This is a genomic window from Candidatus Eremiobacteraceae bacterium (genome assembly GCA_036511855.1).
Classification (GTDB): domain Bacteria; phylum Vulcanimicrobiota; class Vulcanimicrobiia; order Eremiobacterales; family Eremiobacteraceae; genus JABCYQ01.
The window spans coordinates 28,493-41,591 of sequence record DATCBN010000093.1; the positions used below are offsets into that span (position 1 = coordinate 28,493).

Below are 13,099 nucleotides of genomic sequence, written 5' to 3' on the forward strand. Positions count from 1 at the left end.
GCGCTACACGCCGGGCCCGTGGCCGAAGCGGTCTACCGCCATCGCGACGAACAGCAACGCGAGGTAGAGCATCGAAAAGCGATACATGAGACCTTCGCTTTGTCGCGATCCCGTTCGCGCCACCCACACGGCAAAGGCGAGAAATATCGCGTCGAGCGCCAGCGCGCACGCGAGGTAGACGAGGCCCATGAGATGCAGCGGCACAAGGCCCAGCGTGACGGCCGTCAACGCGGCGGTATAGATGAACATCTGTTTCTTGGTCTCGGCGTCGCCGCGCACGGCAGGCAGCATGGGTATGCCGACCCGTGCATACTCGTCCTTCTTCATCAGCGCCAGCGCCCAAAAATGAGGCGGCGTCCAAACGAAGACGATCACGAACAACAATATCGCGGTAAGACCAACGTGGTCGGTGACCGCGGCCCAGCCGACGAGCGGCGGGATCGCTCCGGCCGCACCGCCGATGACGATATTTTGCGGCGTCGCGCGCTTGAGCCACATGGTATAGATGAAGACGTAATACAAGATGCCGGTGGTGGACAGCGCCGCCGCGAGGAGATTCACGGTGAGCGCGAGCTGGACGAATGCCGCGGCGCCGAGGACGATGCCAAAAACAAGCGCGTCGCGCGGCTGAATTCGTCCGCTCGGAATCGGCCGCTTTTTGGTCCGCGCCATGAGCGCGTCGATGTCGCGATCCCAATACATGTTGATGGCGGCTGACGACGCCGATGCGAGCGCGCCTCCGAGCAGCGTCCAAAAAACGAGAATGGGCGACGGCCAGCCGCCCGCGGCCATCATCATCGCCGTGAACGTGGTGAAGAGCAGCAACGACATCACGTTCGGCTTTGTGAGGCCGAGGTAGTCGCGCACCGTGCTCAAGCCGGCACCCGCTGCCGGCGGTAGGCGGCATAGGCGAGGACCGCGAGCGCTGCAGTCAAAAGCGCGCCGTTTGCTTCATGCCAAACCCGAAGTACCGGATCGAGCCGCGACATCACCGTAAGTGTTCCCAGCACGCCTTGCAGAATGACGAGCGCGAGCGCCAGCCATGAGATCGCGACGATGTCGCTGCGAGCGCGCTGCGTCGCGAGCGCCGTCACAAACGTGACCAGCACCGCGGCGATAGTGGCGTACGCCGCGAAGCGGTGGCCCATATGGATCTGTTGGGCTAGTGTGACTGCGCCGGCCATGCCGTTGCACAATGGGAATCCAACGCACGCCAGGCCGTCGTTGGCGGCGCTCATGTAGCCTGCAGCGAACACGGCGGCGAACGCCACGATGGTGGTCGCGAGCGCTAGCCTTGCAAAGCCCCTGCCTGAGCTTTGGCGCGACGACGGCTCCGAACCGCGCGCGATCACCGCCACTATCAACAGTGTGACAAACGTGAGAAACCCGACCAGCAGATGGAGCGCGACAGTCGGCGGATTGTTCTGAAATTTGATGGTCAACCAGCCGGCGACGATTTGCGCGACGATCAGTCCGACGCCGACGCTTGCCGCGCGAAACGCGCCGGGAACCTCTGCTCGACAGCGATAGGCCATGATGAAGGTCAATGCGATGATGCTCGTGACGATGATGGCGCCGAGACGGTGCGACCATTCGTACACCGTCGGATTGTCGAGCGAGGGCAGCCACGCGCCTTGGCAACGCGGCCAATCCGGACAGGTCATGCCCGCCCCGTTCACGCGCACGACTGCGCCCCATACCACAAGCGCGAACGACAGGATGGCAGACGCCAGACTGACTCGCCTCAAACCTGTGAGGGCGGCGGAAGCGACGATGGCTGGATTCCTTTCGGCGAGGCGTGCTCGTCGTTTTTTGCCGCGCGTGGCGTGCTTCTCCTGTGCCAAGCGGCGATTCTAAGATATCCGCTGTTTCGGCGACGTGCGACTTTGGTCGGGCGATTCGTGAGAAAGGTGCGTGCCGCGCGCGCCGCGCATCGGCATTCGATGGCTTCTCTCCGCTTCGGCCCGCCGGGGATCGTTTCGTCTGAGGCGCATATCCCGGGCGACAAGTCTATTTCGCATCGAGCGCTCTTGTTGTCCGCGTGCGCGCGCGGCACGACCACGATGATGGGACTCAATCGCGGCGACGATACGCTAGCCACCATGCGCGCGTTGCGCGCCCTAGGAATCGCCGTCGACGACGAGGGTGCGACGGTGCGCGTTTCCGGTGGCAACTTCGCGGCCGACGCCGGCACGATCGATTGCGGCAATTCCGGCACCACGATGCGGCTTTTGATGGGAATACTGGCAGGCCGCACGTCGTGCGCGCTCGATGGGGACGCGAGCCTTCGTCGACGCCCGATGGAACGGGTTGCAGCGCCGCTTCGCTCGATGGGAGCGGAGATCGCCACCGCCGCGGGCGGGGTGCCCCCGGTCAACATGCGGCTCGGCGGCGATTTGCGCGCGATCGACTACGCGCTGCCGGTCGCGTCAGCTCAGGTGAAATCGGCGATCTTGCTCGCCGGCCTACGAGCGAACGCCGTCACCACCGTCCGCTCACCTTACGCATCGCGGGATCACACCGAACGGATGCTGGCCTCCATGGGGGTTTCGGTTCGCGTTGACGGCCTCGCTACGAGCATTCAACCCGGAGTCTTGCACGCGATCGAACTTCTCGAAGTGCCGGGTGATCCGTCGGCGGCCGTCTTTTTCTTGATCGCTGCGGCCGCAAAGCCACGCGCGAAAATGCTCGCGCGCGATGTCTGCGTCAATCCGACGCGCACCGGCGCATTTGAGATCATGCGTTCAATGGGTGCGCGGTTGGCCGTCGGCGCGGAGTCGCTCCGGCATGGCGAGCCGGTCGCGGCCATCAGCATCGAGGGCGGTGCTGGGCTTCATGGCGTCGAGATTCCGCACGAGATCGTGCCGAGCCTCATCGACGAGATTCCCGCGCTGTGCGCGCTTGCGACGCTGGCCGAAGGCGAGTTCATCGTGCGCGGTGCCGCCGAGTTGCGCGTCAAAGAATCCGATCGCATCGAGTCGACCGCTCGAATGCTGCGCGCTTTCGGTGCAGAAGCGATTGAAACCGATGACGGTATTATCGTGCGCGGCGGCGCGACGTTGCGCGCACCGGCTGCGATCGACACGAATGGAGACCATCGCATAGGCATGTCGGCGGCGGCGCTTGCCGTCGCCATCGGTGCGCCGATCGAAATCCGGGATTCCGCGTGTATCGACACGTCGTTCCCCGACTTCGCGACCCACTGGACCGCCGCATTTGGAATGGCTTACGTCGATTCGTACTAGGGCAAGCAACGCTTGCCCCAAAAAAATGGGCAAGCGTTGCTTGCCCTCCTACATCAGTCGCCCTGGGCGAGCGATGCTCGCCCTAATACCAATCGTGGAGCATGCCGCGCAATCGCGGCACGAGCAATTCCAGCGAGGCGTCAACCACGAACGCCATGATAGAGATCTGACTTGCGTAGGCGCCGACCGATGCGGCTGCAGCGTTTATCGTTGTGGCGGCGGTTTCAAATCTGTGACTCGCCTCTTCCAACTTGGTCCCGGCTGCAGCGAACGACTCAAACGAGTCGCGTGCCTTCTCGATAGCGAGCAAACTTGGATGTTTCGCCAACCGGATCGTCAGCGTGCGCAGACGCAACGCGGGCCGGATGCACAAACCCGCGAAGATGAGGCAGGCGATAGCGCCGGCTATCAATCCCGCGTATGTCACTCCGATCACGGTGATTTCGACGATTTCGGGTCCGAGGAAGATTTGGAGTCGGGTGACTTCGATTCCGACGGCTTGCTTTCAGCGGACTTGCCGCCGGAAGGCTTCTCTTGCGCCGGCTTGCTTTCGCCCGATTTGCTTTCTCCGGACTTGCCTTCGCCCGCCTTACTCTCTCCCGGCTTGCCTTCGCTTGGCTTTGCCTCGCCGGACTTGTCGCCTTGCGAATCGGACGATTGAGCGCGAACGCCGCTTTTCGTATAGTCGGTCTTGTGGAAACCGCTGCCCTTGAACACGAGGCCTATCGGATGGAAAACCCTGATGAGCTGGCCTCCGCAGGTCGGACACTTCGTGGGGCGCTCGTCGTTGAATCCGTGCGAGATTTCGTGCGTTTCGCCGCACGACTTGCAGCGATATTCGTAAACTGGCATTCGTCGATGGTTACGCTACCTGAGGCGACCGGTTGACCGCGTGCAACTGATGGCTCTGGACGGCGGTTCGCGCCGCTTCATCGGTCGGGAATTCGTCGGCGTGATATCTTGGTTCCGCGCTATCCTCGAGGAGGCCGCGCAGATGCGTCAGCGATTCTTGCAGACCTCGCCGCGCGCGCCGGCGGCGGAAAATCGCGTCGTACAGCGCCGGGAACATCCCGCCGAAAACGGGATAGCCCTCGGTGATCGAAACGCGCGACGCAGAACCCCGCTGTTCGAAACGAAAATCGAACCGGCGGGCAGCCGAAAGCTCGCCTTCCAACGACAGAAATGCGTTGCGGACGTAGCGCGTGACTTCAAAGATCTCTTGCCGGCGGTTGCGCCCCTCGGCCATGCAAACGCGAAGGACCGCGCCGAGCTCAAGTTCCTGGGTCTCCGGAAGATGGGCATTGACCATGCTTGCGAGCCACATGGGCCAGCGCGCGATGTCTGTCGCAAATGCGAACGCGCGCGCTACGGAAACTGAGAGGTCGATGTGCTCCCGGCAAACGATCTTCATCCGCGTCCCCCTACATAGTGATACACCGTGCCGAAAAGGCGGCGGCGGCGATGGCGCGAAGCCGATGCTCTCGTAGTTTTATTGGAATCGCGGTCGGAAAAACCTGCTTGCGGTCCCGCATGACGAAGTGCTGGAGTGTGAATCGATGGTGCGGGTCCGTGTCGCAGCGCTTGCTGTGAAAAAAGAAAAGATACTCCTCGCGCGTCATGTGAAAGCGAATCGGTCGGCATTTCTTCTGCCTGGCGGCGGCATGGAATGCGGCGAAACGGCGGCTGAAACGCTGTTGCGCGAGCTTCGTGAAGAAGCCGGCGTCGATGCGCGCATCGGCGACCTCCGCTATGTGATGGAAGCCCGTTCGCCAGATGGCAAACGGCATATCCTGCAGTTGGTCTTCGCTGCGAAGATCGATGGCGAGATCGGCGCATCGCTCGATCCCCGTGTGGCAGAGTGCGCGTGGCATCCCATCGGCGACCTTCGGACGATACGGATGCATCCCGACGCCGGTTCGACGATTGCCGACGACTTGGCCGGCGGAGCAGCGCCTGCGTGCCGATATCTGCTCGCTCCCTGGCGCGAATGAGGTAATGTAGGAGGGCGACCAACGGTCGCCCATGGGCAAGCGGGGCCGACCATAAAAGTCGGCCCCTACGTTTCTATTTGTTGTAGCGCAGGAACGCTGGAACTTCGATCTCATCCATGTTGATGGGCTTGACCTTTTCCATATCGCCCACACCGAGCACGCGCTGACGCTCGCGCGCGCGCGATCCGAATCCCGTCGCAAGCACCGTGACGCGCACTTCGTTGCCCATGCTCTCGTCGATGGTGGCGCCGAAGATGACTTCGGCTTCGGGATCCACCGACTTGCTGATGGCCTCCGCCGCTTCGTTCACTTCGTACATCGAAAGATCCGGGCCGCCGTAGATATTGAAGATCACGCCGCGGGCGCCGTCGATGGTGGCCTCGAGGAGCGGGCTCGATACCGCTTTCTGTGCGGCATCCGCTGCGCGCCGTTCACCGGTTCCTATGCCGATGCCCATGAGCGCGGAACCGGCGTCCGTCATCACGCGCCGCACGTCGGCGAAATCGAGGTTGATCAATCCGGGCTTGGTGATGAGATCGGTGATGCCTTGGATGCCTTGGCGCAGCACGTCGTCGGCCGACCGGAATGCCTCCATGAGCGGCGTGCGCTTCTCGATGATGGAGAGCAGGCGGTCGTTAGGAATCACGATCAGTGTGTCGACTTTTTGTTCGAGCTCGGCGATGCCGCGTTCTGCGATCTGTGCGCGCTTGCGCAGTTCGAACCCGAAGGGTTTGGTGACCACGCCGACCGTAAGCGCCCCAGCGGCCCGTGCGAGCTCGGCAACGATGGGTGCCGCACCCGTGCCGGTGCCGCCGCCCATCCCCGCAGTGATGAAGACGAGGTCGGTGCCCTCGACGAGCATCGCGAGATCTTCCTTCGATTCTTCTGCCGCCTGGCGACCGATCTCCGGATCCGCGCCCGCCCCGAGGCCGCGCGTGAGATTCTGTCCGATCTGCACGCGATTTTCCGTGCGCGAATTCTTCAACGCTTGGATATCGCAGTTGACGGAGAAGAACTCCGCCCCGTTGATGCCGGAGTCGACCATTCGATCGATAGCGTTGCAGCCGCCGCCGCCGACGCCGATCACCTTGATGCTGGCCATATGTTCGGGAACGTAGCGACGCTGATCGGTCATGTTCTTCCTCCTGGCTTTCTTCATAAGTGATGCGACGTCGAGCGCCGCTTAGCCCAACAAGTCTTTCCACCAGGCCACGAGCCGGCCGCCGACGCCCGGGCCATAGGATCGCGATGGCGTTGCTCCCGCATCCGAATGCGCGCCGAAAAGCGCGAGTCCGACTGCGGTGGCATACGCCGGATGCTTTATCGTATCCGTCAGACCTCCGACGTGCATGGGCACGCCGACGCGAGACGGCAGGTCGAAGAAGTCCGCCGCGAGGGAATCAAGCCCCCTGAGCTCGGCGCCGCCGCCGGTGAGCACGAGTTCTGCGAGCATGACTTCGGGCGGGCAGTTCTCGGCGAGGTTCGCACGCACGAGTTTGAAGATCTCGGTCATGCGCGCGACGATGATCTGGCGTAGAAAGCTTTTCGACGCGGCGCGCGATGTGCGGCCCGAAAGCGCTTTCACCTCAAACGTCTCGTCGCCGAGATCCAGTGCGAGATTCGCCGTACCGAAAGCGTGTTTGATGTTCTCCGCTTCTTGAAAACTGGTCTTCAATCCGAGCGCGATGTCGTTGGTGACGATGTTGCCGCCAACCGGCACCGTCCACGTGTGGTAGACGCCTCCGCCCCAGTATACGGCGATGTCGGTCGTGCCCCCGCCGATGTCGAGCAGCACGACGCCCGAGTTTCTCTCCTCGGGGAGAAGGACCGCCTCGCCTGCCGCGAGCGGCTCGAAGACGACGGCCGACGGCTCGATGCCCGCGCGGTGCACGCACTTCAACACGTTGGCCACGAATGACGAACCCGCAGTGACGACATGCGTGTCCACTTCTAGACGCGCACCCGACATGCCGACCGGATCGGTGATCCCGTTTTGACCGTCGACCGCGAATTCGCGGGGCAGTGTGTGGATGATCTGGCGCTCCGCCGGCAGCGTGATGATCGTGCTCGCGTCGACGACTCGCTTGACGTCGCCAGCCGCGACTTCGCGCTCCTCGCCTCCTACCGCGACGATGCCGTGCGCGTTCTGCGACCGCACGTGTTCGCCGGTGATGCCGACGAACGCCGTCTCGATGTTGGTGCCGGCCATTCTTTCGGCGCTTTCGGTGGCGGCCTCGATCGACTTCACGGTCTCTTCGAGGTCGGTGACCACGCCTTTGCGCAGCCCAAGCGACGGCGCGACCCCGAAGCCCACGATATCTATGGCGCCATCGCGCCCGATCGAGGCGATGACCGCCGCGGTCTTCGTGGTGCCGATGTCCAGGCCGGCGATAACGTCGCTACGCGCCACTTACGACCTCAAAAACTGTCCACAGCCTGTGGATAATTTGCCTGCAAGAACGCAACGAGCGACCGTGAAGGTCGCCGCGATCATTCGCGGCTCTGCATTCAAAGTGCACACGCACTTCCCTCTTTCGCATCGTCATCTGAATAGCACCGTCGGCGCGCGCGCGCTGCGTAGATCGACGTATGCGACGTTGCGCGGCGACGCGATCTTCACCGCGATGAGCCGGTAGAGCTGCACCTTCTGCGCGAGTCCATCGGGGGCGCCGAACAAGACGCGGAGATGATCCGCGGTCTCGACACCGATGCCGGTCGCGCCGCCGATGTCGATGGATCGCACCGTCAGGCCGGCGGTCTGAAGAGTGCGATAGGCTTGGTACGCGACTGCCGCATCGGTGTTCGACAGGTCGGCGCCGGCTGTGACCGCGGCCGCCGGAAGTCCGGCCACATCTATTTCCGGCAGACCCACATCGCGGGGATCGTCGGGCCCGATGGCGAGAACGTGCATCTTCGAGTCGAGAAGCGCCCGCCCGGCAAGCGGTTCTTCAGCGGAACCAGCGGCCGCCAGGTCGAGACGGGCCGCCGGACGGCGTTCGACCACGCTCACGCTGACTCTATTCGGCCACGCGCGAGAAATCGTCGCCGTGTTCGTCCACGGCAAGCTTTCGATGCGCTTGACGGCCGACCGGGTATCGAGCAGCCAGATGTTCGCGCCGGACGGCAGCGTCGCCGCCGATAGCACTTCGGCTGCTGAAGAACGCGAACAGCCGCTGACGTCGACTTGACCCAGGGCCAGGCGGGGATCTTGCGACGCCCGCACGCCGGCGTATGCCACCCCCCCGAACGCTGCAACGACCGCGAGCGTGATCAGGAAGCGCACGATGGCGGTTCGCAGGCCGCGCCTTGCGCGGCCTGCGCCTGCGCTACGCCCGGCCACACGCATCTCCCTTGGACACGAGCGCGAGCGCCTCTGCCACACCGGCGCCACGCACAGCGACCACGCGCATGGCAGCTTTCTTCGCCGCATCCGTCGCGTTCGCCACCGCGTAGCTTTCCGCCGCGACGCGGAACATCGGAACGTCGTTGTCTGAATCGCCTATCGCGGCGCACTCCGAAAGAGCCACCCCAAGTATGCCAGCCATCCGGACGAGAGCGTGGCCCTTGTCGGCCGCCGGATCGGTCACCTCGAGATACTGAGGCAAGCTCCTGCAAACGTTGGCGTGCAGACCAAGCTGGCCCGACAGCAACGGCAGATCTCTGACGACGGCGTCGGGCGCACCGATCGCCAACAATTTTATCAAAGCGCCCGGCGGAGCGGCTCCGGTGAGCAGCACGCGGAGATCCGGCACCATCACCGGCTCGACGCGCGCAAGCCGCAGATATTCGTCGGACGCGGCGCTGCTATGATCGAGGTACAGCGTGTCGCCGAAATAGAGCTGCAGGTCGTAGGCTCGGGCCCGCAACACATCGTACGCCGCCAGCGCGATGGCCGGGCGAAGCGGAACGACGTGCAACAACTCGCCGCTGTCCAGGTCGTAGATGACGCCGCCTTGCAGAGCGGCCAACGGACCTCGCAATCCGAGGTCCGACGCGAACGGTCGTGACGCGGCGAACAACCTTCCTGTGGCCAGCACGACATGGATGCCGGCGGCGACGACGCGCGCGATCGCGCCGCGATCTGCGTCGGAAATCTTCAGATCGCTGCCGATCAGGGTTCCGTCCAGATCGATCGCCACCAGACGAACGCTCACCGGTCGTCCGCCTGCCACACGTTGTCGCCGCCGAAGAGTCCGGCGAGTTCGGCGCACATCGCATCGGTGATGGCGACCGATTGCTTGAGCGGCCGCGTATCGCCGTCTTTACCCGCGTGCAGCACGATTTTGCCTGAGCCGCCCGTCGCAGAGGAGACGAGGTCCCGCAGCCGCCCGAGCCGGCGCGCATCGTCGGCGTCGCCGCACAAGCGGACGTTGAGGATCGGTGAATCACTGTGGGGCCGACCTTTATGGTCGGCCTGGTCTCCGTTCGACTCCGCAGGCAGCACATTCTGTTTGTCCTGGCCGACCGTAAAGGTCGGCCCCACAGATTTGTCCTGGCCGACCATAAAGGACGGCATTACAGATCTCGCCTTGCTGGACTGCACCGCAGGCGCCGACGCAAAGGGCCACGCCTCCACTACTTGCAGGCTTATCTCGGGGCGCTCTTCTTCTGTCGGATCCCCCGCATCGGCGACGACCGGCATCGGCCCCCCTTTTGGACCTGGCCGTCGTTCCTTTATGCGTGCCTTGACGATGACGATCGCATCGTCGCTGAAGACTTGCGACAGTTGCGGATACCATTTTGGAAACACGACCAACTCGATCGCGCTTGTCTGGTCTTCGAGTTTTGCGATGAGCATCTGGCCGCCGGCCTTTGTCACGACCCTGCGCGACGACGTCACGACGCCACCCGCGAACACGAGCTCGTCTTCGGGCAAGTCGCGCAATCCGGCGATGGTCGACGTGGTGCGCCGCGCGAGATCGGCGGCTTTGTCGGCGAGCGGATGTCCGGAGATGTAAAGGCCGATCGCTTCCTTTTCCTGGGCCAGGCGGACGGGAATCGGCAAGTCCGGCAACTGCGGCAGCGAAGGCGGCGGCAATTCGTCACCACCGCCTCCGAAAAGCGACGTCTGACCTAGATCGCGCTCTTCCGCCAGCCGTTGTCCGTAGTCCAACGCAGCTTCCACATGCGCGAGCTTTTGCGCTCGGTTGCCGGCAAATCCGTCCATCGCGCCGGCTTTGACCAGCGACTCGAGCACGCGACGATTCATCTGCCGGGAATCGACCCGCGAGCAAAGATGAGCGAGCGACGAAAAGCGCCCATGCGAGCGGTGTTCGAGCAGTTCGCGGATAGCGCCGTCGCCCACGTTTTTCACCGCGGCCAGACCGAAGCGGATCGCGCCGTCCACCACCGTGAAGTCGGTGAAGCTCTCATTCACGTCCGGCGGCAAGATCTTCAAGCCGGTGCGCGCGCATTCGGCCAGATACTCGACGAGCTTATCGGTATTGCCTTTGACGGACGTGAGAAGCGCGGCCATGAACGCGAGCGGATGGTTGGCTTTGAGCCATGCCGTGCGGTAGGCGAGCAATCCGTAGCACACCGAGTGTGCTTTGTTGAATCCGTAGCCGGCGAACGGTTCGATGAACTGCCAGATCCGCGTCGCGAGCGGCGCATCGATCCCATGCGCCATGCAGCCGTTGACGAACTTCTCGCGCTCGACCGGGATCTTCTCTTTGATCTTCTTGCCGATGACCTTGCGCATCGAGTCGGCCTGCCCCACCGAATACCCGGCGAGATCACGGCACATCTGCATGACTTGTTCTTGATAGACCGCGATGCCGTACGTCTCTTCGAGGATCGGCTCGAGCTTCGGATGGAGATAGCCGATCTTCCGCCTTCCGTGTTTGCCGGCGATGAAATCCCCGATCCAATCCATGGGGCCGGGCCGGTACAGCGCGACCATCGCGATGATGTCTTCGATGCGCGTCGGCTTGAGCTCGGCGATGTAGCGCCGCATCCCGGCGCTCTCTAGTTGAAAGACGCCGCTGGTCTGGCCGAGCGAAAGCAACGCATACGTCTTGGGATCGTCCAGCGGAATCTCGTCGAGCGTGAACGCCGGATCTTCGGTGCGCCGGATCTCCACCGCCGCGGCCGCCATGACCGTGAGCGTGCGCAGTCCGAGAAAATCCATCTTGAGCAGGCCGACTTTTTCGACCCACTCCATCGAGTACTGCGTGTTGACGTCGTGGTCGCCGAGCTTCACGAGCGGCGCGTAGTCGGTCACCGGCCCGGGCGCGATGACCACGCCTGCGGCGTGCGTGGACACGTGGCGCGCCAGCCCTTCGACGCGCATCGCGGTGTCGAGAAGTTTTTGCGCCTGCGCGTCGCGCTGATAGACGGCGGTGAGTTCGGGCACTTGATCGATGGCTTGTCTGATGCTCACCGGGCTGGCGGGGATGTTTGGAATCAACTTTGCGATGCGGTCCACGTCTGCGAGCGGCACGCCCATGACCCGGCCGACGTCGCGGACGGCGGCGCGCGCCGCCATGGTGCCGAACGTGACGATCTGCGCCACGCGATCCGCGCCGTACTTCTCGGTGACGTACTTTATGACTTCGTCACGCCGCTCGAAACAAAAATCGGTGTCGATATCCGGCATGTCGATCCGCTCGGGGTTGAGGAACCGCTCGAAGAACAGATTGTATCGAAGCGGATCGACGTCCGCGATGCGCAGGCTGTACGCCACGATCGAGCCGGCCGCCGAACCCCGGCCGGGCCCGACCGGAATGCCTTGCTCGCGCGCGTACCGGATGAAATCCCACACGATGAGAAAGTAGGACGCATAACCCATCCGGTTGATGATATCGAGCTCGTATTCGAGACGCTCGAGGTGCTCGGGCTTCGGCTCCGGGTAACGTTCCTTGAGGCCTTCAAGGCACAGCCGGCGCAGATATTCGCGATCGTCGCCCTCGCCGGGCGGCACGGGAAACGCCGGCAACGCGAACGACTTGGTCTCGATGTCGATGTCGACCATGTCCGCGATGGTCAGCGTCGCGTCACACGCGTCCGGCGCGGCGGACATGAGATCGCGCATCTCATCCGCCGTCTTGAAATAGAAGTCATCGCCGTCGAAGCGCATCCGGTCGGTATCCGCGACCATTTTGCCGGTGCCGATGCACAAGAGGACGTCGTGGGCACCGCTGTCGTCTTTGCGCAGATAGTGGAAGTCGTTCGTCGCGACCGTGCGCACGCCGAGTTCTGCCGAAAGCTGCGACAGGGCTGAGCGTACCTTGTCCTCGAGCGGATTGTGATGGTGGTGAAGCTCCAGGAAATAGCGCTCGCCGAAAATGGCCCGATAGTCCGAGATCAATGCTCGCGCGCTGGCGGTCTCGTCGCGCATGAGATGCTGTTGGACGCCGCCGCCTAGACAGCCCGACAATACGATCAAGCCGTCGCCGTATTTCGCTAAGAGATCGAGGTCCACGCGCGGCTTGTAATAGTAGCCGTCGATGAAGCCGACGGAGACGAGCTTCATGAGATTGCGGTAGCCGCGCACGTCTTGCGCCAGCACGGTGAGATGATATTCATCGCGCGCGCTGCGATCCCGATGTCCGCGCGGCGCCACGTACATCTCGCAGCCGAGGATGGGTTTGACGCCCTTGCTCTTCGCCTCGAAGTAGAATTCCATCGCGCCGTAGAGGACGCCGTGGTCGGTGAGCGCCACCGCCGGCATTCCAAGCGTGGCCGCTGTCGAGACGATATCTCGAATCCGGCATGCACCGTCGAGCAGAGAATACTCGCTATGGACGTGGAGATGGACGAAATTCTTGGCCAAGCGGAACCTGCCGGTCGGGCGCGAACATACGTTTGGAGGCTATTCCTGATTGTTTCCCCGCGCCCTTGTGGATTGGCTTGTGGGCGGCG

At 63.3% G+C, this 13,099-nt stretch carries 12 protein-coding genes; 2 read left to right on the forward strand and 10 right to left on the reverse strand.

Annotation, left to right across the window (positions count from 1 at the left end):
* Positions 1 to 3 precede the first annotated feature (3 nt).
* Together VII69_11830 and VII69_11835 are read right to left on the reverse strand one after the other, a co-directional pair.
* A complete protein-coding gene (locus VII69_11830) occupies positions 4 to 867 on the reverse strand; it encodes a heme o synthase (GenBank protein ID HEY5095795.1) in 864 nt (287 codons plus the stop codon).
* A 5-nt stretch (positions 868 to 872) separates the two neighbouring features.
* Positions 873 to 1,844 (reverse strand): COX15/CtaA family protein, encoded by a 972-nt coding sequence (locus VII69_11835; protein HEY5095796.1) that lies wholly within the window; start codon positions 1,842 to 1,844, stop codon positions 873 to 875.
* Positions 1,845 to 1,943: 99 nt separating this feature from the next.
* On the opposite strand from VII69_11835, the gene aroA reads away from it, so the two are divergent.
* Entirely contained in the window at positions 1,944 to 3,245 is a 1,302-nt protein-coding gene (gene aroA / locus VII69_11840; protein HEY5095797.1) for a 3-phosphoshikimate 1-carboxyvinyltransferase, read from the forward strand.
* An 82-nt stretch (positions 3,246 to 3,327) separates the two neighbouring features.
* On the opposite strand, the gene VII69_11845 is transcribed toward aroA, so the two are convergent.
* The 3 genes from VII69_11845 to VII69_11855 are packed head-to-tail and all read right to left on the reverse strand — an operon-like array spanning position 3,328 to position 4,656.
* Entirely contained in the window at positions 3,328 to 3,681 is a 354-nt protein-coding gene (locus VII69_11845) for a hypothetical protein (protein HEY5095798.1), read from the reverse strand.
* Positions 3,678 to 4,097, reverse strand: a complete 420-nt coding sequence (locus VII69_11850) for an FmdB family zinc ribbon protein (GenBank protein HEY5095799.1) — start codon at positions 4,095 to 4,097, stop codon at positions 3,678 to 3,680. The genes VII69_11845 and VII69_11850 overlap by 4 nt, the downstream gene beginning before the upstream one ends.
* Positions 4,098 to 4,107: 10 nt before the next feature.
* On the reverse strand, positions 4,108 to 4,656 hold the full coding sequence (locus VII69_11855; protein HEY5095800.1) for a hypothetical protein: 549 nt from the start codon (positions 4,654 to 4,656) through the stop codon (positions 4,108 to 4,110).
* Between the two features lie 145 nt (positions 4,657 to 4,801).
* Between VII69_11855 and VII69_11860 the strand changes: the two genes are divergently transcribed.
* Positions 4,802 to 5,236, forward strand: coding sequence for an NUDIX domain-containing protein (locus VII69_11860; protein ID HEY5095801.1), 435 nt, complete (start codon positions 4,802 to 4,804; stop codon positions 5,234 to 5,236).
* Between the two features lie 73 nt (positions 5,237 to 5,309).
* Here the strand turns inward: VII69_11860 and ftsZ are convergent, their stop codons facing one another.
* From ftsZ to VII69_11885, 5 genes are all read right to left on the reverse strand, one after another.
* Positions 5,310 to 6,371, reverse strand: coding sequence for a cell division protein FtsZ (ftsZ, locus tag VII69_11865; GenBank protein HEY5095802.1), 1,062 nt, complete (start codon positions 6,369 to 6,371; stop codon positions 5,310 to 5,312).
* A 48-nt stretch (positions 6,372 to 6,419) separates the two neighbouring features.
* The gene (gene ftsA / locus VII69_11870) at positions 6,420 to 7,646 is read right to left on the reverse strand and encodes a cell division protein FtsA (protein HEY5095803.1); all 1,227 of its coding nucleotides are present in this window, start codon (positions 7,644 to 7,646) and stop codon (positions 6,420 to 6,422) included.
* 132 nt (positions 7,647 to 7,778) lie between these two features.
* Entirely contained in the window at positions 7,779 to 8,576 is a 798-nt protein-coding gene (locus VII69_11875) for an FtsQ-type POTRA domain-containing protein (protein HEY5095804.1), read from the reverse strand.
* On the reverse strand, positions 8,563 to 9,390 hold the full coding sequence (locus VII69_11880; protein HEY5095805.1) for a Cof-type HAD-IIB family hydrolase: 828 nt from the start codon (positions 9,388 to 9,390) through the stop codon (positions 8,563 to 8,565). The genes VII69_11875 and VII69_11880 overlap by 14 nt, the downstream gene beginning before the upstream one ends.
* Positions 9,387 to 13,010: a DNA polymerase III subunit alpha gene (locus VII69_11885; GenBank protein HEY5095806.1), complete on the reverse strand. Its 3,624-nt coding sequence runs from the start codon at positions 13,008 to 13,010 to the stop codon at positions 9,387 to 9,389. The genes VII69_11880 and VII69_11885 overlap by 4 nt, the downstream gene beginning before the upstream one ends.
* Positions 13,011 to 13,099 lie beyond the last annotated feature (89 nt).

Coding starts and splice junctions, on each gene's coding strand:
- aroA (HEY5095797.1), top strand. CDS start 1,944: ATGGCTTCTCTCCGCTTCGGCCCGCCGGGGATCGTTTCGTCTGAGGCG.
- VII69_11850 (HEY5095799.1), bottom strand. CDS start 4,097: ATGCCAGTTTACGAATATCGCTGCAAGTCGTGCGGCGAAACGCACGAA.
- VII69_11860 (HEY5095801.1), top strand. CDS start 4,802: ATGGTGCGGGTCCGTGTCGCAGCGCTTGCTGTGAAAAAAGAAAAGATA.
- ftsZ (HEY5095802.1), bottom strand. CDS start 6,371: ATGACCGATCAGCGTCGCTACGTTCCCGAACATATGGCCAGCATCAAG.
- VII69_11855 (HEY5095800.1), bottom strand. CDS start 4,656: ATGAAGATCGTTTGCCGGGAGCACATCGACCTCTCAGTTTCCGTAGCG.